Annotated in this window: 19 protein-coding genes; 14 read left to right on the forward strand and 5 right to left on the reverse strand. The window is 47.6% G+C overall.

Translation table 11 applies throughout. From position 1 onward, the window contains the following. The first annotated feature begins 395 nt into the window (after positions 1-395). Together QUA20_RS19065 and QUA20_RS19070 are read left to right on the forward strand one after the other, a co-directional pair. Positions 396-1457 carry an NADH:flavin oxidoreductase/NADH oxidase gene (locus tag QUA20_RS19065; RefSeq protein ID WP_333190638.1) on the forward strand — a complete coding sequence of 354 codons (1062 nt, stop codon included), beginning with the start codon at positions 396-398 and terminating at the stop codon, positions 1455-1457. Positions 1458-1628: 171 nt separating this feature from the next. Further along, positions 1629-2366 carry an SDR family oxidoreductase gene (locus tag QUA20_RS19070; RefSeq protein WP_333190639.1) on the forward strand — a complete coding sequence of 246 codons (738 nt, stop codon included), beginning with the start codon at positions 1629-1631 and terminating at the stop codon, positions 2364-2366. Positions 2367-2529: 163 nt separating this feature from the next. Here QUA20_RS19070 and QUA20_RS19075 read toward each other — a convergent pair whose 3' ends face one another. After that, positions 2530-2760: a hypothetical protein gene (locus QUA20_RS19075; RefSeq protein ID WP_333190640.1), complete on the reverse strand. Its 231-nt coding sequence runs from the start codon at positions 2758-2760 to the stop codon at positions 2530-2532. A 100-nt stretch (positions 2761-2860) separates the two neighbouring features. On the opposite strand from QUA20_RS19075, the gene QUA20_RS19080 reads away from it, so the two are divergent. From QUA20_RS19080 to QUA20_RS19100, 5 genes are all read left to right on the forward strand, one after another. Further along, a complete protein-coding gene (locus tag QUA20_RS19080) occupies positions 2861-3766 on the forward strand; it encodes a D-hexose-6-phosphate mutarotase (RefSeq protein ID WP_333190641.1) in 906 nt (301 codons plus the stop codon). Positions 3767-4101: 335 nt separating this feature from the next. Next, positions 4102-5628 (forward strand): phosphomannomutase/phosphoglucomutase, encoded by a 1527-nt coding sequence (locus QUA20_RS19085; protein ID WP_333190642.1) that lies wholly within the window; start codon positions 4102-4104, stop codon positions 5626-5628. Between the two features lie 52 nt (positions 5629-5680). Next, a complete protein-coding gene (locus QUA20_RS19090) occupies positions 5681-5908 on the forward strand; it encodes a hypothetical protein (protein WP_172186733.1) in 228 nt (75 codons plus the stop codon). A gap of 562 nt (positions 5909-6470) precedes the next feature. Further along, a complete protein-coding gene (locus QUA20_RS19095) occupies positions 6471-7412 on the forward strand; it encodes a M23 family metallopeptidase (RefSeq protein ID WP_333190643.1) in 942 nt (313 codons plus the stop codon). A 208-nt stretch (positions 7413-7620) separates the two neighbouring features. Continuing rightward, positions 7621-8157 (forward strand): late competence development ComFB family protein, encoded by a 537-nt coding sequence (locus QUA20_RS19100; RefSeq protein WP_006631395.1) that lies wholly within the window; start codon positions 7621-7623, stop codon positions 8155-8157. 252 nt (positions 8158-8409) lie between these two features. On the opposite strand, the gene psb29 is transcribed toward QUA20_RS19100, so the two are convergent. Continuing rightward, positions 8410-9123 carry a photosystem II biogenesis protein Psp29 gene (gene psb29, locus QUA20_RS19105; protein ID WP_333190664.1) on the reverse strand — a complete coding sequence of 238 codons (714 nt, stop codon included), beginning with the start codon at positions 9121-9123 and terminating at the stop codon, positions 8410-8412. A gap of 340 nt (positions 9124-9463) precedes the next feature. Between psb29 and QUA20_RS19110 the strand changes: the two genes are divergently transcribed. Further along, positions 9464-10084, forward strand: coding sequence for a chromophore lyase CpcT/CpeT (locus tag QUA20_RS19110; RefSeq protein ID WP_333190644.1), 621 nt, complete (start codon positions 9464-9466; stop codon positions 10082-10084). 245 nt (positions 10085-10329) lie between these two features. Here the strand turns inward: QUA20_RS19110 and QUA20_RS19115 are convergent, their stop codons facing one another. Together QUA20_RS19115 and hemF are read right to left on the reverse strand one after the other, a co-directional pair. Then, positions 10330-10692, reverse strand: coding sequence for an STAS domain-containing protein (locus QUA20_RS19115; protein ID WP_006631392.1), 363 nt, complete (start codon positions 10690-10692; stop codon positions 10330-10332). A 57-nt stretch (positions 10693-10749) separates the two neighbouring features. Continuing rightward, positions 10750-11793, reverse strand: coding sequence for an oxygen-dependent coproporphyrinogen oxidase (hemF, locus tag QUA20_RS19120; RefSeq protein WP_172186735.1), 1044 nt, complete (start codon positions 11791-11793; stop codon positions 10750-10752). 281 nt (positions 11794-12074) lie between these two features. On the opposite strand from hemF, the gene QUA20_RS19125 reads away from it, so the two are divergent. The 4 genes from QUA20_RS19125 to QUA20_RS19140 all read left to right on the forward strand — a co-directional run bounded on the left by QUA20_RS19125 (position 12075) and on the right by QUA20_RS19140 (position 14470). Beyond that, on the forward strand, positions 12075-13145 hold the full coding sequence (locus QUA20_RS19125; protein ID WP_006631390.1) for an Mrp/NBP35 family ATP-binding protein: 1071 nt from the start codon (positions 12075-12077) through the stop codon (positions 13143-13145). Positions 13146-13276: 131 nt separating this feature from the next. After that, positions 13277-13468, forward strand: coding sequence for an NAD(P)H dehydrogenase subunit NdhS (locus QUA20_RS19130; RefSeq protein ID WP_172186737.1), 192 nt, complete (start codon positions 13277-13279; stop codon positions 13466-13468). Between the two features lie 179 nt (positions 13469-13647). Further along, positions 13648-14316, forward strand: coding sequence for an HAS-barrel domain-containing protein (locus QUA20_RS19135; protein WP_333190645.1), 669 nt, complete (start codon positions 13648-13650; stop codon positions 14314-14316). A gap of 16 nt (positions 14317-14332) precedes the next feature. Next, entirely contained in the window at positions 14333-14470 is a 138-nt protein-coding gene (locus tag QUA20_RS19140; protein WP_333190646.1) for a hypothetical protein, read from the forward strand. Between the two features lie 136 nt (positions 14471-14606). Here the strand turns inward: QUA20_RS19140 and QUA20_RS19145 are convergent, their stop codons facing one another. Next, positions 14607-14759, reverse strand: a complete 153-nt coding sequence (locus QUA20_RS19145; protein WP_333190647.1) for a hypothetical protein — start codon at positions 14757-14759, stop codon at positions 14607-14609. Positions 14760-14874: 115 nt separating this feature from the next. Here QUA20_RS19145 and QUA20_RS19150 point away from each other — a divergent pair, with 115 nt between their 5' ends. Together QUA20_RS19150 and QUA20_RS19155 are read left to right on the forward strand one after the other, a co-directional pair. Further along, positions 14875-15102, forward strand: a complete 228-nt coding sequence (locus tag QUA20_RS19150; RefSeq protein WP_333190648.1) for a helix-turn-helix transcriptional regulator — start codon at positions 14875-14877, stop codon at positions 15100-15102. 107 nt (positions 15103-15209) lie between these two features. Then, positions 15210-15518, forward strand: a complete 309-nt coding sequence (locus QUA20_RS19155) for a Rieske (2Fe-2S) protein (RefSeq protein WP_333190649.1) — start codon at positions 15210-15212, stop codon at positions 15516-15518. Positions 15519-15613 lie beyond the last annotated feature (95 nt).

A 15613-nucleotide genomic window follows, 5' to 3' on the forward strand; every position in this document is an offset into this window, starting at 1 on the left:
ACTTTTGTGTTTTTTTCTAGTAATCCCCGCTTTTGCTAACAATAAAGATTGAGGTTTTAGACAAGTAATTTTGTCGTTGCTCTTGATACCTCAAAATGACAAGTCAATTCGGGATCTAGGTTGACAAAGCTGCCGTCGCACCTGTAAAGACTTCACTAGAGGCGATCGAGTCCCTAACTTTAGGACACCCGTATTTGCTCGGTCACAAACTGAGCATTGCCGATTTCTAGCTAATTCCCGCCTTCACCTACCTATCGCAGACCCCAGAGTACGAAGCAACGATCGCTCAAACTCCGAAACTGCGGACTTGGTGGAATGAAGTCAGTCAACTTCCCAGCGTCAAGAAAGTCTGTGCTTGACATCTTTAGCATTTTATAAACCACGGGTTTACAACCATGTCGCATTTATTTGAGCCATTCGATCAACGTGGCGTTACCTTCCGAAATCGCATTGCAGTTTCTCCAATGTGTCAATATTCCAGTGTTGATGGGTTCGCGAATGATTGGCATCTGGTTCATCTCGTCAGTCGAGCCGTAGGAGGGGCAGGGCTGGTGATGACTGAAGCAGCAGCAGTCGAGCCTGAAGGACGAATTACGCCGCAAGATTTGGGAATCTGGCAAGATGCTCACATTGAAATGCTGGCGCGAATCGTCGAGTTAATTCACCGCAACGGTGCGGTTGCTGGAATTCAACTTGCTCATGCAGGTCGAAAAGCCAGTACAGCACTTCCGTGGGATGGCGGCGAGGTGCTTTCGGAATCTCAAGGGGGATGGACTTCGATCGCCCCTAGCGCCATTCCTTTTGAACCCAATACCCCCGCCCCGATCGCTCTGAGTATCGAAGACATTCAGAAGCAGACGACACTCTTTGTCAGCGCAGCCCAACGCGCCCTTGAAGCAGGATTTGACCTTATAGAGATGCATGCGGCTCACGGCTACCTACTGCATGAATTTATGTCTCCCTTGAGCAATCAACGGACAGATGACTATGGTGGCAGTTTTGAGAATCGCATCCGGTTTTTATGTGAAGTCGTAGAAGCGGTGCGAAATGTTTTGCCGGATCGAACACCGCTTTGGGTTCGCATTTCTGCAACCGATTGGGTTCCAAATGGTTGGGACATTGAACAAAGTATTGTACTCAGCTATAAATTAAAGTCACTGGGCGTTGATTTAATCGATTGTTCCTCAGGCGCAATTGTACCGGGTGTAAAGATTCCGACGGGTGCAGGTTATCAAACTACCTTTGCCGAGAGCATTCGACGCTCCGGGAACATCGCCACCGGAGCAGTTGGCATGATTACTGCACCCGCGCAGGCTGACCACATCATCCGTACAGGTCAAGCAGATATGGTATTACTTGCCAGAGAAATGCTGCGCGATCCTTATTGGCCGATGCGGGCTGCGAAGCAACTACGTCAGTCGGTGCCTGCTCCAATTCAATACGCTCGCGCTTGGTAATTAAGCGGATTTGCGATCGGTTTTACACAGATCCACTAGGAGTAACTTTTTTAGTGTTTCTGTAAACCAGTCGCTCAATAAAGGCTTGTTTGATTCTGCGATCTCCTCCTGTACAAGGCACGTTCTCATCGCCCTGACATCAGCCGATTTAATCAACTAACAGGAGTGAATATGTCTGAGATTCAAAACAAGGTTGTGATCATTACTGGAGCAAGTAGCGGTTTAGGTGAAGCCACCGCCCATCGTTTAGCCGCCAGCGGAGCCAAATTGATGCTTGCTGCCCGCCGCGAAGATAGACTCAAGGACTTGCTGGCTGCAATCGAAAAAACAGGTGGCACAGTTGCCTATCGAGTCACCGATGTTGCCGATCGCGCCCAGATGCAAGCATTGGCGGACGCAACGCTGGAAACATACGGACGCATTGATGTGCTGGTCAACAATGCCGGTTTAATGCCACTGGCTCCCCTTGACCAGATTAAGGTCGATGAGTGGGATCAAATGATTGATGTCAACATTAAAGGCGTACTTTACGGCATCGCAGCAGTGCTGCCGACTATGCGCCAACAGAAGTCAGGGCACGTAATCAACTTGTCGTCGGTTGCAGGACACAAAGTATTTCCGGCGGCGGCAGTTTACTGTGCTACCAAGTATGCCGTGCGAGCGATTTCCGAAGGGCTGCGGCTGGAGTCAAACGGTGAAATTCGTTCTACCAACATTTCCCCCGGTGCGGTTGCGACTGAGTTGACCAGTACCATAACTCATGGTGAGACGGCATCAGGGATAAATCAGTTGTATTCAGTCGCCATTGATGCGGATGCGATCGCCCGGGCGATTGCCTATGCCATCGAGCAACCCGGTGATGTGGATGTCAACGAAATGATCATCCGTCCAACTCGTCAGGAGTTGTGAAGTGGGACGCATGAGAGTCGATCGACTCTCAATTGAATACGGCTGAACTGTTCCTGAGTCATCCATAGCTTGATTCAGTAACGCCGAACCGGAAGCGATCGCATTTGACTTACCGGGTTTTGGCGAAACTCCGCCGCTGACAAGTGAAGTTTCGATGCGAACGCTAGCCGATGCAGTCAGTCGGACAGCGCTCTTTGCCCTGTTTTCGGCGCATCCCTGGCAATTGTCGCGTGAAATAACCCTCGAATAGATGCGGAGTTTTGCGGCAGCCCCGTGTTTTGATGAATTGCTGCATTAGCTTGCTTGCGGAGAACTCAGCAAGGTGTGCCGGTGGGTTCGATCGCACATCCCCTCGCGATCGGTTGGCACTCCCAATTTGTTTATCTGAGGGCATCGTTGTGTCGATCGCACCCTCCTAGGTCAAACTCAACAATCTAATCAATCTAGCCACCATAATATCGGATAATTGTAAAGCAATTCACCAAGCCAACAGCATGAGTATTGACCAATTAAACACAGACTACGGCATTGCCGGGAACCTCACCTTCGCCACCGGAAACGGTGGTTTCCCGATGATTCACATCGACAACGGTCAAGCCAAAGCCTTAATTTCTGTGTATTCCGGTCAAGTGCTCTCCTTTCAACCAGCCACCGAAACCACAGACTTGATGTTCGTCAGCGAAAAAGCCTACTACGCCGAAGGGAAAGCCATCAAAGGCGGTATACCCATCTGTTGGCCCTGGTTTGGCCCCGATCCCGAAGCTTTGGGGCGTCCGAGTCATGGCTTTGTGCGGAATCGCCTCTGGAATGTGCTAGAAACCGCCACAACCGCAGACGGCGCAACCAAAGTCACTCTAGGACTCAAGGATACCGATGAAACTAGAGCAATTTGGCCGCAAGCCTTTGAACTGGCAATTATTATTACGATCGGCACCAGCCTCACTGTAGAATTAATCACCCGCAATCTAGGCGACAAAGCATTTCCCCTCACCCAAGCTTTGCACACCTATTTCCAAGTCGGCGATATCAACCGCGTACAGGTTTTAGGTTTAGAAAATAGCCAGTATCTTGATAAAGCTGATGGTGGTGTCAAAAAAACTCAAGTGGGTGCAGTGGTAGTAGCAGGTGAAGTCGATCGCATTTATCTTGATGTCACCAATGAATTAGTCATTGACGATAGCGCCCTCAATCGCCGGATTCGCATTAAATCATCGGGTAGTAAATCCGTCGTAGTGTGGAATCCGTGGGTGACAATTTCTGCAAATATGGCCGACCTTGATGATGCAGATTATCAGCGTTTACTGTGCGTAGAAACGACCAATGCAGCTACAGATATTGTGGAAGTTCCCCCTCATGGTGAGTTCCGCTTGCAGGCAATTTACAGCGTTGAACGCGACTAAGGAATTAGAACTTAATCTTAGCGGTGATGGGGCAAAAATTCTCAGTAAGCTGTTAAACATTTCAATTGGATATTTTGGGCGTTGCTCAAATCCCACCCACAAGACTGGGATTGTTTCTTTAAATACAACTTAAATGCCGATTAGCTGATTGAATTGAAAAACTCGGTCACCCTAATGACTAATAATACCCAATCCGAGATTTCTCCCCTGTTTATTTCTTAGTCCGCGAAAGACGTTCGGCTAGCGCTCAGTCGAATTGGCCGCAGAGGAAAGTTTGTATGATCGGTTTCAACAGCCGACTCCTATTTTTCTAATTACCATCAATTATTATTATTATGCAAATCTTCAACTGGACAAAACTTCAAAATGGATCAGACATTCGCGGTATCGCCCTCGAAGGCGTTCCCAATGAAAAAGTCAACCTAACGCCCGAAGTTGCGACAATCTTAGGTAAATCCTTTGTCAGTTGGCTGGTGCAAAAAGTCAATAAACCAGCGGCAGAATTAACGATCGCGATCGGGCGTGACAGTCGCCTATCTGGGCCAACCTTAATGCAAGCAGTCATGGAGGGAATCGCCTCAGTAGGTGCAACCGTGTACGACTTTGAAATGGCCTCAACTCCCGCCATGTTTATGAGTACCATTACCCCTGGTTTTGATTGCGACGGCGCGATTATGCTCACTGCTAGCCATTTGCCATTTAATCGAAATGGCTTAAAGTTTTTCACTGCCAAAGGTGGGTTACAAAAGCAGGATATTACAGATATCTTAACACTAGCCCAAAGCAATTACTTTCAGCCAGCCTCATCGCCCGGTACAATTACAAAGCATGATTTCATCTCTGTTTATGCTAACCAATTTGTCACAAAGATTAGGGAAGCAGTCAATCACCCTGATAATTTTGAGGAACCACTAACAGGATTAAAAATTGTTGTGGATGCGGGCAATGGTGCTGGCGGCTTTTATGTTGATAAAGTCTTAAAACCTTTAGGTGCAGACACCACGGGCAGTCAGTTTTTAGAACCTGATGGTACTTTCCCCAATCATGTGCCAAATCCCGAAGATAAACAGGCAATGCAGTCAATTTGTCAAGCGGTAATTGAACATCAAGCTGATTTTGGGATTATTTTTGATACCGATGTCGATCGCAGTGCGGCCGTCGATGGAGTTGGCAAGGAACTCAATCGCAATCGCTTAATTGCCTTGATTTCTGCGATCGTATTACAAGAACACCCAGGCTCTACCATTGTCACCGATTCTATCACCTCCGATGGCTTGACACAATTCATCGAACAAGATTTAAAAGGGATTCACCATCGCTTTAAACGCGGCTACAAAAATGTGATTGACGAGTCGATACGCCTCAATAAAGCCGGACAGGAATCATGGCTGGCGATTGAAACCTCTGGACATGGGGCTTTGAAAGAAAATTACTTTTTGGATGATGGCGCTTATTTAGTCAGTAAATTATTGAGTGAATTGGCTAAATCAAAGCTAGCAAATCAATCTTTGCCAGATTTAATTGCGAATTTAAAAGAGCCAGAAGAAAGTACAGAATTTCGGATTAAACTTGGTGTGGATGATTTCCAAGCCCAAGGATATCGCGTTATTGAGCAACTGCAAGAATTTGTCTCAACGCAAGCAGACTGGAAAATTGTTCCCAATAACTACGAAGGTCTGCGAATTTCCTGTACCTCAGCTAGTGAATCCGGCTGGTTTCTGTTACGCTTATCACTCCACGATCCGGTGATGCCTTTGAATGTTGAGTCTAATGTTAAGGGTGGTGTCGCTCGCATAGTGGCTCGGCTTTTAGCTTTTTTCCAAACAACAGAATCCCTTGATTTGTCGGCACTATTGAGCTAAGTTTTACTGGTGCCAGACTGTTAGTAAACCAAACCCAAAGAGGAATTTAATCATGTGGCTTTTAATCATAAAATGTTCTGCTGCAAGCTGGGATATCCATTCCAAAGCTTTCAAAGCGATCGCTGCCAAATATCCGGCCACGCCTCTTTCTTCCAAAAAGATGAAAGGCGATGCTCAACGCATCATGGAGTATCAGATTGAGAATGTCAACGATGTAGAGGAATTTATGGAAGAATGCTTGAGCTTAGATGGTTTCACCGCTACCTTTGAATCCCTATAATTCTAGGTGATAAGATTATAGCAATTCTCAAGTTTTATCTCATATCATTTGAGAAGAGATTTTACAATTGAGAATCAATAGTATTTTGCAAAAAACAGGCTACAATAACTCAAGACTTTGAGAAAAATTCTCGGAAAATAAACTGCAAAGAAATCATTGATTTAACAGCAGATGAGTTAACAATAATTCTGTGGCATCGCCGTGATATAACTAATACCAATTGTTATAATTTATGCAACAGTAGCTAGGTCGATAAAATATAATCCCATCCGGTTATAGATAAAGAGTGTTTCTGCTCAAACTTCGGCTGTCCTGGATTTGTGGTGGAAACCGTAGTGTGACCGTCTGGCTTAAGCAGCTTTTCCTCCCCGCATTACGGGAATTTTTATTATTCTTATCACCTCAAGTTAAGTATTGATTTAAGTTAGTCTCTCATCTCCAAATCTTTGAGTTTCCCAAGCTTTTTAGCTACGGCTGTTTCTTTCGACTGATTGAGGGTTGCTATAGTGAGTCTAGATTGTTAAAAATATCTCAGCGAGAGAAAGGTTAAGGACACCTAGTGATGATAATGAGTGTGAGTCGAGGCAACGGCGGGCTAAGTTGGGAAATAGTTACGGGTAGGATTTTGCGGTGGCGGCAGTTGAAAGCAAACAAGCTAACTGCCAGTTCGATCGGGGGAATTGTTGCTGGCTTACTGAGTTTTGCCCTGCCGGTGCAAGCTTTGCAGGTAGTTGTAACACCGGCAAATCCCCAACTGGGAGATACGCTGTCAGTCATGATTCAGGTTGACGGTAACGGCGGGGAAACTCCCAAAGTGTCTCTACAGCAAAAAAACTACCCCGCATTTCCGATCGGCAACGGACGCTTTCGGGCCCTGCTGCCGACGACGCCTGCTGAGAAACCCGGTGCCCGCCTTGTTCAAGTCGCAGGTGACGGACAAGTGCAGAAGTTAAGCGTGCAAGTGCGCGATCGAGATTTTCCCACTCAATCCATCTGGCTACCGCCTGGGAAAGACGAGGAAGGTACAGATGCGGAGTTCGATCGCGTAGACGCATTTAAAGCACTGGTGACACCCGAAAAATTTTGGGACGGCAAATTGTTGCGCCCCAACTCCGGCGAAATTACTACTATTTACGGAGTTCGCCGATACTATAATGGGGTATTTGCTCAGGACTACTACCACCGCGGCGTCGATTACGCGGGTGCTTACGGTTCGCCTGTAGTCGCACCAGCAGCAGGTCGGGTGTCTCTAGTGGGACGCGAATCTCAAGGGTTCAAAATCCACGGGAATGTCGTTGGTCTCGACCACGGTCAGGGGGTAGCAAGTATTTTGATGCACCTCAGCCGGATTGATGTCAAGGAAGGTGATGTCGTGAAAGCCGGTCAAGTAATTGGTGCTCTGGGGTCAACGGGGGCTTCCACAGGCCCTCACCTGCATTGGGGACTTTACGTGCACGGGCAGTCAGTCGATCCCGTACCTTGGCGGCTTCAGGGAATTGAGTAGGAATTTTTACGGGTTTGGACGAATAAAGCCGTCAATTATGGGGTAAGTTTGTGGCTAGGGTGTGCAGATAACTGTTATGGGTTATCAGTATTGAGTTAGGATTTGTATAAAAATTCTCAACTCAACTCTCAAAACTCGAATCTCAAGACGCTAACAATCGCGTCTTCACAAAACTTTATTGATGATGCCGTTGAGCGGGGACGCATATATGAGTATTGAAAAAATTGTTGAACAGGCTTTGCAGGATGGCTATTTAACGCCCTCTATGGAAGCTGAGGTCGGACGGATCTGCAATACGGCTTCGGAATTGTCGATCGAAGAGTACATGGCTCTCGATCGTCTGATGGGCTCTTTGTTGACTGGCGAAGTTGTGGTTCTGCCACGCAAACAGTTCATCAACGTGATGGAAGAGTTGGTGCTCAGCGATGCGATCGCTAGGGTGGCCGAAATTGAGGCGACGAGCGACCTGAGTCTGGATGTGGGAGATATTGCAGCTTATGCTTTAAATAGGCTGCCACCTCTGTACGCTACGACGGAAGAGGGAGCTCACTTTCAAAGGGCTAGGGCTAAAGAACAACTTCACGATTTGATTTCCAAAGAAGTCAACGCAGCGATCGCCCGCAACTTGGACAGGCCCGACACCCCAAACCCCACAGCTTTGGGCAAGTCTTCGGGAAACGAAGTTCTTTCACAGCTAAGCACTTGGCTGCAAGCTAACGCCACTAATTTTGAGCCGCAGCCTTAGTACCACCCCAAAAGCTCTATTTTAGTTAAGTCGATCCCGCTCAATTCAGAAAGCGGGATTTTTAGTTGGTTTCTGAGCAACCAACATCTAAACGCACAAGACAGAAGCCAGAATTCAAGAAAAAAAATTAAAATTTAAGAGTTTTTATTCGATGTAAAAAATAAAGAACTCCCTCTTCCTTCTTCCTTGTTCCTGACATCCGTTACATCCGTTATAAAATCCGTTGCCGAACTTCTTTCTTCTTTCAAACAATTAATTGTTGCTGTCAGAAGAGTCACCCAAGGGGCCGACAGTAACTTTTGTATCTCGTTTTTCGCGTTTTTTTCGTTCCGCTTGGATGACATCTTGAAGCACTATTCGCGCTTGGGCCATTTTTTCCAAATTGCTGCGGTACAAATCTAAATCTTTGCTAACTTTGTCTTCTGGGAGGTGCAATGCCGCACAGACTTTGGCGATCGCGCCGTTTCGCGTTTCTTGATCTTTTACTAAGTTAGGGTCAGCTTTTTCTAACAGGGAGAACAAACCGATCGCGAACAAGCGGCTGTACTTAAATTGAGGGTTGCTGGCGATCGCCCCTAAAGATGCTTGCAAATCCCCTGTATCTTCAAAGCTGGTCGAGCGATCGAGCCACGAGAGCAACTCTTGCCCGGAAAGTCGCCCCGCCAAGCTTTCCAATCTTTGAGCGTCTTGTTTGTAGCGATCGGGATCGTCTTCTAGGGACTTGCACAAAGCGTTAAAAATCGAAACTCTGTCTGCTTCTGGGGCGTACCCGAGCATGAATCGATCGAAAGCTGTCACCACACCCAAAGCATAAATCGGGTCGTATTGAAAATCGGCATTTGCCGAAAGCAAGTGCATTTCTACCATCAACTCTTCCACCACTCGACGGTAAATTGAGTTGATCGGTCGAGTGTGAATCGTATAGAAACTTCGCTTAGTATCTGAAACAGTACGGTTATTGTTCACCTGAGTCTTATAGATAAATAATTTTGCCGTAGCGGGCGTGCCAGCGCGGCGTGAGTAAAGTCGGGGGAGTCTTTCTGCGATCTGGCTGACAAAAATTGCCAGTTTTTTAAGCGTTGCCGCCTCCTTGCGAGACAAAATTTTATCAAAAAGATTTTACGCCCGATCGGCAGCAACAATTAATCTGTCGCACTACGAGAGTCAAACCCCAGTATCTTTACAATCATAGCTCTTCTGGGATCGCTCATAAATCTAATCTTCTGACTTGCGCAGCCCAGGTCTCGCAACCCATATCACAATAAGTTTTTTCTGTCAAGCCATGAACCTGAAAAATCAAACAAACATGACAATTTCTCCTGAATTAAGAGCTTTAGCCCAGTACATGGCGGGCGAATTTGACAATCGGGAACAAGCGCTAGCAGACCCGGCTTGGTACGTCCACCTTCGTTTGTGGCAAAGACCCGTACCCGTTCCTCTTTTCTCCGAACCCAGCATTACTCTGTTTGCCGAACAAGCCAACATTCTGGAATTAGACAAGCCATACCGCCCCCGCATCGTGCAACTGAGGCACTCACAGGTAGCGCCGGGACTTATAGAAGCTCAGTATTATATGTTCCACGACATTGAAGCCGTCAAAGGAGCCGGTTGCAACCCCGACTTGCTTGGAAAGCTAACGAAGGAGCAAATCCAACTCCTCCCCGGCTGCACCCTCTCGGTTGCGGTGCAAAATGTAGCCTCAAACGGCTATCGGTTTCGGGCATCTTTGCCGGATGGCACTCGCTGCGGCTTTGCCTACGGGGGGCAAAATTACCAAGTAGACTTGGGGTTTGAAGCTGCAGGCGAGGAATTTCTCAGCTACGACAAAGGAATCAGCCCCACGACAGGCAAGGCTATCTGGGGAGCCTTAATGGGCCCTTTTAGATTTGTCAAGCGTCAGGATTTTGCTGCTGAGATATTGGGTTGAACCACAAAGCAACAAGAAAGAAGGAAGAAAGATTTAGCTATCTAGGAGAGAAGGCAAGACTTTACCTTGACGTATTCTTCTACTTTAGTGTTTTGGTGAAGGTTTCAACCTTTCAACAAAGGAATAAGGCAGAAGGAAGCAGGCAAAAATTTACCTGCTTCCTGTTCTTCTGCTGGGTTTCTGCGCGCTTCTGAGTCTCAAGCTTAAATTACCCGCGACACTGCAACCGATGCCAGCAGGAGTGCTCAACTTGCGCGCGGCACCCCCTCTAGAGCTTCTTCTTCCGTTTCAAAGATTTCAAACACAGAATCCATCATGGTGACTTCAAACACCAGTTTGGCTTCCGGATGAACATTGCAAATGCGGAAACTTCCCTTAACTTTATCCGCATCCCGCATACCTGCTACAAGTGAGGTCAGGCCAGAACTATCGATAAAGTTAACCTGACCAAGATTCACTACGACATGGCGGCTGAGTTTGGAAATACACTCTTGCAACTTGAGGCGGAATTGCCAAGCTGTAGTGATGTCCAACCGTCCTGTCGGTGCTAAGACGATAACTGTTGTACCGTCTTGAAGCGTGTGGGTTTTTTGATCAATATGAATCACTGACCCTTCCCTCAAATTTATTATCTATCGCGGTGGTTACTGTCCCAGTAGTTTAACTCAGGTCGGTGACTGCTGAGGCATCCAATTCGCCCAATCTTGCGGTTTTAAGAACTTGGAGTAGAGTTCGGCTTCTGGAGAGTTGGGTTCTGGCTCATAGCAGTATTCCCAGCGTACCAAAGGCGGCAGGGACATCAGAATCGATTCGGTGCGTCCGTTGGTTTGCAAGCCAAAGGTCGTGCCTCGATCGTACACTAAGTTAAATTCAACGTAACGGCCGCGGCGGTAAAGTTGGAAATTACGCTCGCGATCGCCGTATTCTTTCGATCGGTGCTTTTCAATTATGGGGGTGTAAGCCGGCAAAAATGCCCGGCCGCAGTCCTGTACAAAAGCGAACAGCGACTCCCAACTCCTAGGTTCCGGCACCCCGATGTTGTTGCTGCACTCAGCAGCCTTCCCTTTGACATTATGGTCGCGGTAAAGCGCGCCTTGAGCGCTTTGGTAGTCAAAAAACAGGCCGCCCACGCCGCGAGTTTCTTGGCGGTGGGGGAGGTAGAAATATTCGTCGCACCAGAGTTTAAAGGTCGGATAATATCCGGGATGGTGGCGATCGCAAGCTGCTTTCAGAGTTTTGTGAAAATGAGCTGCATCCTCAGCCAACGGGTAATAAGGAGTCAAATCGACACCGCCGCCAAACCACCAAATCGGTCCAGCCTCAAAATAGCGGTAATTCAGGTGAACCGTAGGCAAATAGGGATTGCGGGGGTGCAGCACCATCGAAGTGCCAGTTGCATAGAAATCGTGACCGGCAGCTTCTGGGTGCTTGGCCAAAATCAAAGCCGGCAAACTTTCGCCCCAGACTTGGGAAAAATTGACTCCCCCCTGTTCAAAAACATTGCCTTCCCGCATGACGCGAGAACGTCCGCCGCCGCCTTCAGAGCGTTCCCAAGAGTCCTCCTTAAATTTGCCAACGCCATCGACCTGTTCGAGGGATTGACAAATTTCGTCTTGTAGGCTTTTCATAAATTGGCTGACTCTAGCTCTAGAGTCAGCGGGCGGCAAAAACGGGGAAGTGGCGGTTTTAAGTGTGGTAGAAACTGTCATCCGATTTTAGATTTTAGATTTTAGATTTTAGATTGAAGAATTGCGACCACGGCTCAATTCGCCTATTGTGACCAAATTGCTTTCGGTCGTAGAAATTCTTGCCGATCGCATTTGAGTTTGAGATTGACCGTGAGTCCCAAATCCTGTCGTCATGTAATTATGCCACCGCAGGTCTGCAAATGATCGCTATGAAGTTACATTAAAAAATAGCAATAAAAATATACTTAAACCTGCGATCGAAAATTCGCTAACCCAATTGCAGAGCTATGGTGGAAAACACAATGCCCAATACACTCGATGTTAGTTCAGTCTTAGAAATCCTGCGACCCGTGCAAGACCCCGAACTGCAAAAGAGTTTGGTGGAATTGAACATGATTCGTAACATCAAAATTGACGGCGGTGTCGTCAGCTTTACTTTAGTGCTGACAACGCCTGCTTGCCCGCTGCGAGAATTTATTGTCGAAGATTGCCAAAAAGCGGTCAAACAGTTGCCAGGAGTCGAAAAAGTGGCGGTGGAGGTGACAGCCGAGACGCCACAGCAGAAGGGAGTGGTCGATCGCCAAGGCATTGAAGGAGTGAAAAATATTATCGCAATATCCAGCGGCAAAGGCGGCGTCGGCAAAAGCACGGTGGCGGTAAACGTGGCAGTAGCGCTGGCGCAAACCGGCGCTAAGGTGGGTTTGCTGGATGCGGATATCTATGGGCCCAACGACCCGACAATGTTGGGTCTGGGGGACGCGAAAGTCATGGTTAGAGACGGAAAAAGCGGGGAAAGCCTCGAACCCGCTTTCAACTACGGCGTCAAATTAGTGTCGATGGCGTTTTTAATTGACAAAGACCAGCCCGTGATTTGGCGCGGGCCAATGTTGAACGGGATCATTCGGCAATTCCTCTATCAGGTGAATTGGGGCGATTTAGACTATTTGATTGTCGATATGCCTCCGGGTACTGGAGACGCCCAGTTGACAATGGCGCAAGCGGTGCCGATGGCTGGTGTCGTGATCGTGACGACGCCGCAGACTGTGGCTTTGTTGGACTCTCGCAAGGGTTTAAAGATGTTCCAGCAGTTGGGAGTGTCGGTGTTGGGAATTGTGGAAAACATGAGCTATTTTGTGCCGCCGGATATGCCCGACAAGCAATACGATATTTTCGGTTCCGGTGGCGGGGAAAAGACTGCTGCTGAGTTGGGAGTGCCGCTGTTAGGCCGCATTCCGCTGGAAATTCCGTTGCGGGAAGGTGGCGATTCTGGGGTGCCGATCGTGGTGGGGCAACCGGGTTCTGCTTCAGCTAGGGAGTTGCGGGCGATCGCGGGCCGCATTGCCGGTAAAGTTTCCGTAGCAGCCTTAGCCTAACAAACTCTCGTTTCGGGGCTTTGCCTCGCGTCTTCCTGTTGACGAAGATTTGCCTAGTTCTCAGGCTCTGCTTGGGAACTAGAAACGAGAAACGGTAAGCTATAAACAGCCAACTTAACATTCCAAGAATTATGATTTTTCCAGGTTCGGCAGTTCGAGTTAAAGATAAGGGTGAGATTTACTACACCTTTCAAGGACAAGTCCAGCGAGTTAGCGACGGGAAAGTTGCGGTACTGTTTGAAGGCGGGAATTGGGACAAGCTGATTACGTTCCGCCTGTCGCAGTTGGAACTTGTCGATGCTACGGCTGGTCGCGCGAAATAGTCAGTTGGTTGTTGACAGTTGACAGTTGACAGTTGTCAGTTGTAATTAGTTATTAGTTATTGTTTATTAGTACCCACTTACAAATAATAAGAATAAATAACAACCAACTGCCAACAATCAACTGCCAACTGCCAATAACCAACAACCAACTGCCAACAACCAACTGCCAACTGACTAATATGCGTTTACCTTTACCCCAATTTGCTACAAAAGAGCGCCATCCCGATCGCATTGCTGAGGTGATCGAGACGGCAACTTCGGAGTTTTTGGCTCAATGTTTGGAACCGGAAGACTTAAGTTTTCCGGTGATGCCGCCTTTTGGCAGTTGGGTGAAGGCCGAGGATGAAGAGTCGAAAAATCAAATCTACGGCGTGGTTTATTACGCTACGACTAGCCCGATCGACTCGGTGCACAGAGCTCGCGCTTTGGGTTTGTCGCTGGAAGAGTTGCGGGAGGAACAACCGCAGATTTTTGCGATGCTAAAAACCGAGTTTCGAGTGGCAATTGTGGGGTTTGAGGCTGCGCCGGAAAGGTTGAACGGTCACGGCTCATCGAGGGGTAAAATTTATCAGTATTTGCCGCCGCGCCCGCCGCAAATTCACCAGGCGGTTTATCGCTGCGAACCGGATGAGGTGGTTGATTTTACCGTGCAGTTGGATTTTTTGAGGACGCTGCTGGGGGTGACTAATGCGCCGGTGGATGCGCTGACGGCGGCGGCGATTCGTGAGATTTATCAGTTGCGGATGCGCGATCGATCTTGGTTGGTGGAAGCGGGGAGGAGTTTGAGTGTTTTGCTGAAGGATGATTACGATCGGTTGCGGGTGATTTTAAGCCAGATTCATCCCTAGGGGGAAGCTGAATAGTATGTCAAATATTCAGGCGATCGCATCAGCCAGACTCTGGTATTTGATGAGCCTGACAATTAAATTGAGAAGGAAGAAACAATCGCACTTAATTCAAAATGCGATCGCCCCATTCACTTTTGCAGAATACTGCGTCTGATGTAAAAGAGCATTTTTGTCCAATTTAATCTAAAGAAACATAGCGAATCAAACTCCGCATGAGCTTGCCGATAGTCGGGGCAGGTAAAATCTGCGACCATTCTTGAACTGCTGCAAAACGACGCAAGTAGAGTGCGCTAACAATTTTTATCGATTCCCTTCTGGGAGCCAATCACTAGGATCAGCACAGGTTCCCGGTCTGGTTCAGCAGGCACAGGATTTGGCTGCGATGTCGGCGATGTCGGGATTTCGTTGATATCTGTGGAAACAAAAAGCTGTGTTTGAATCATTGCAGTCGATCTCCTCGATCTGATAGTTGCTAATTGTCAACATTCCGCAGTGTAGCGCATTAGATGACAATTAGCAACGTTTACAGAATCGTGACTCTCTGACACAATCGGGAGCATGGGAAGAGCAGGTAAAGCCCTCAAAAAAATATTAGAGGCATACGATATCAGTCAATATCAATTGGCGGCAAAGATGGAAATCGATCGCTCAAACGTTAGCCGTTGGGTGAGCGAAGAACGAGATCCATCCGCTGAGGCGGTATTCGCGATTAAGCAAGCGTTGCAGACATTCAATCGGGAGGCGGCTGATGAATTCGTCAGGTTGTACCTGGGAAATGGCGAGTAATATGGTTATGTTCTCAGGTGTGGAGGGTACTGCACCTATCATTTCTCTGAATTCAAGGGCGATCGCCCATTAGTTTGCAATCATTTATTTAAACCGAGAAAGATTATATGTGGGTAGAGATAACAGGGCTGAATCAAGTTCCCGAATGGGATATTTTGAAGGTAAAAGTTGAGGGTAATTCGCTGATTTTGAATCGTCAAGGCATGAATGTTACTTGTTACCGCAATGCTTGCACTCATTTAGAATATCCGATCGACATGGGTAAGGTAAGCGGCGGTATCATTACCTGTCCGTTCCATAAGTATCAGTACAAGTTAGATAGCGGTAAATGTTTGAATGCACCCGCCGATTCCCTGGAATCTTATCCGGTAAAGATTGAGGGCGATCGCGTTTTTGTGGAGATAGATGAGTCATGATTCATCAGTCATTTACTCGTTACCAGGCTGGAAGCTGGAAGTTAAAATTCTGAAAGATAGCGGTAAATATAGATTGTACGCGATCGTCTGTAGGG

The sequence above is a fragment of the Microcoleus sp. Pol7_A1 genome (genome assembly GCF_036701085.1).
Lineage (GTDB): Bacteria > Cyanobacteriota > Cyanobacteriia > Cyanobacteriales > Microcoleaceae > Microcoleus > Microcoleus asticus.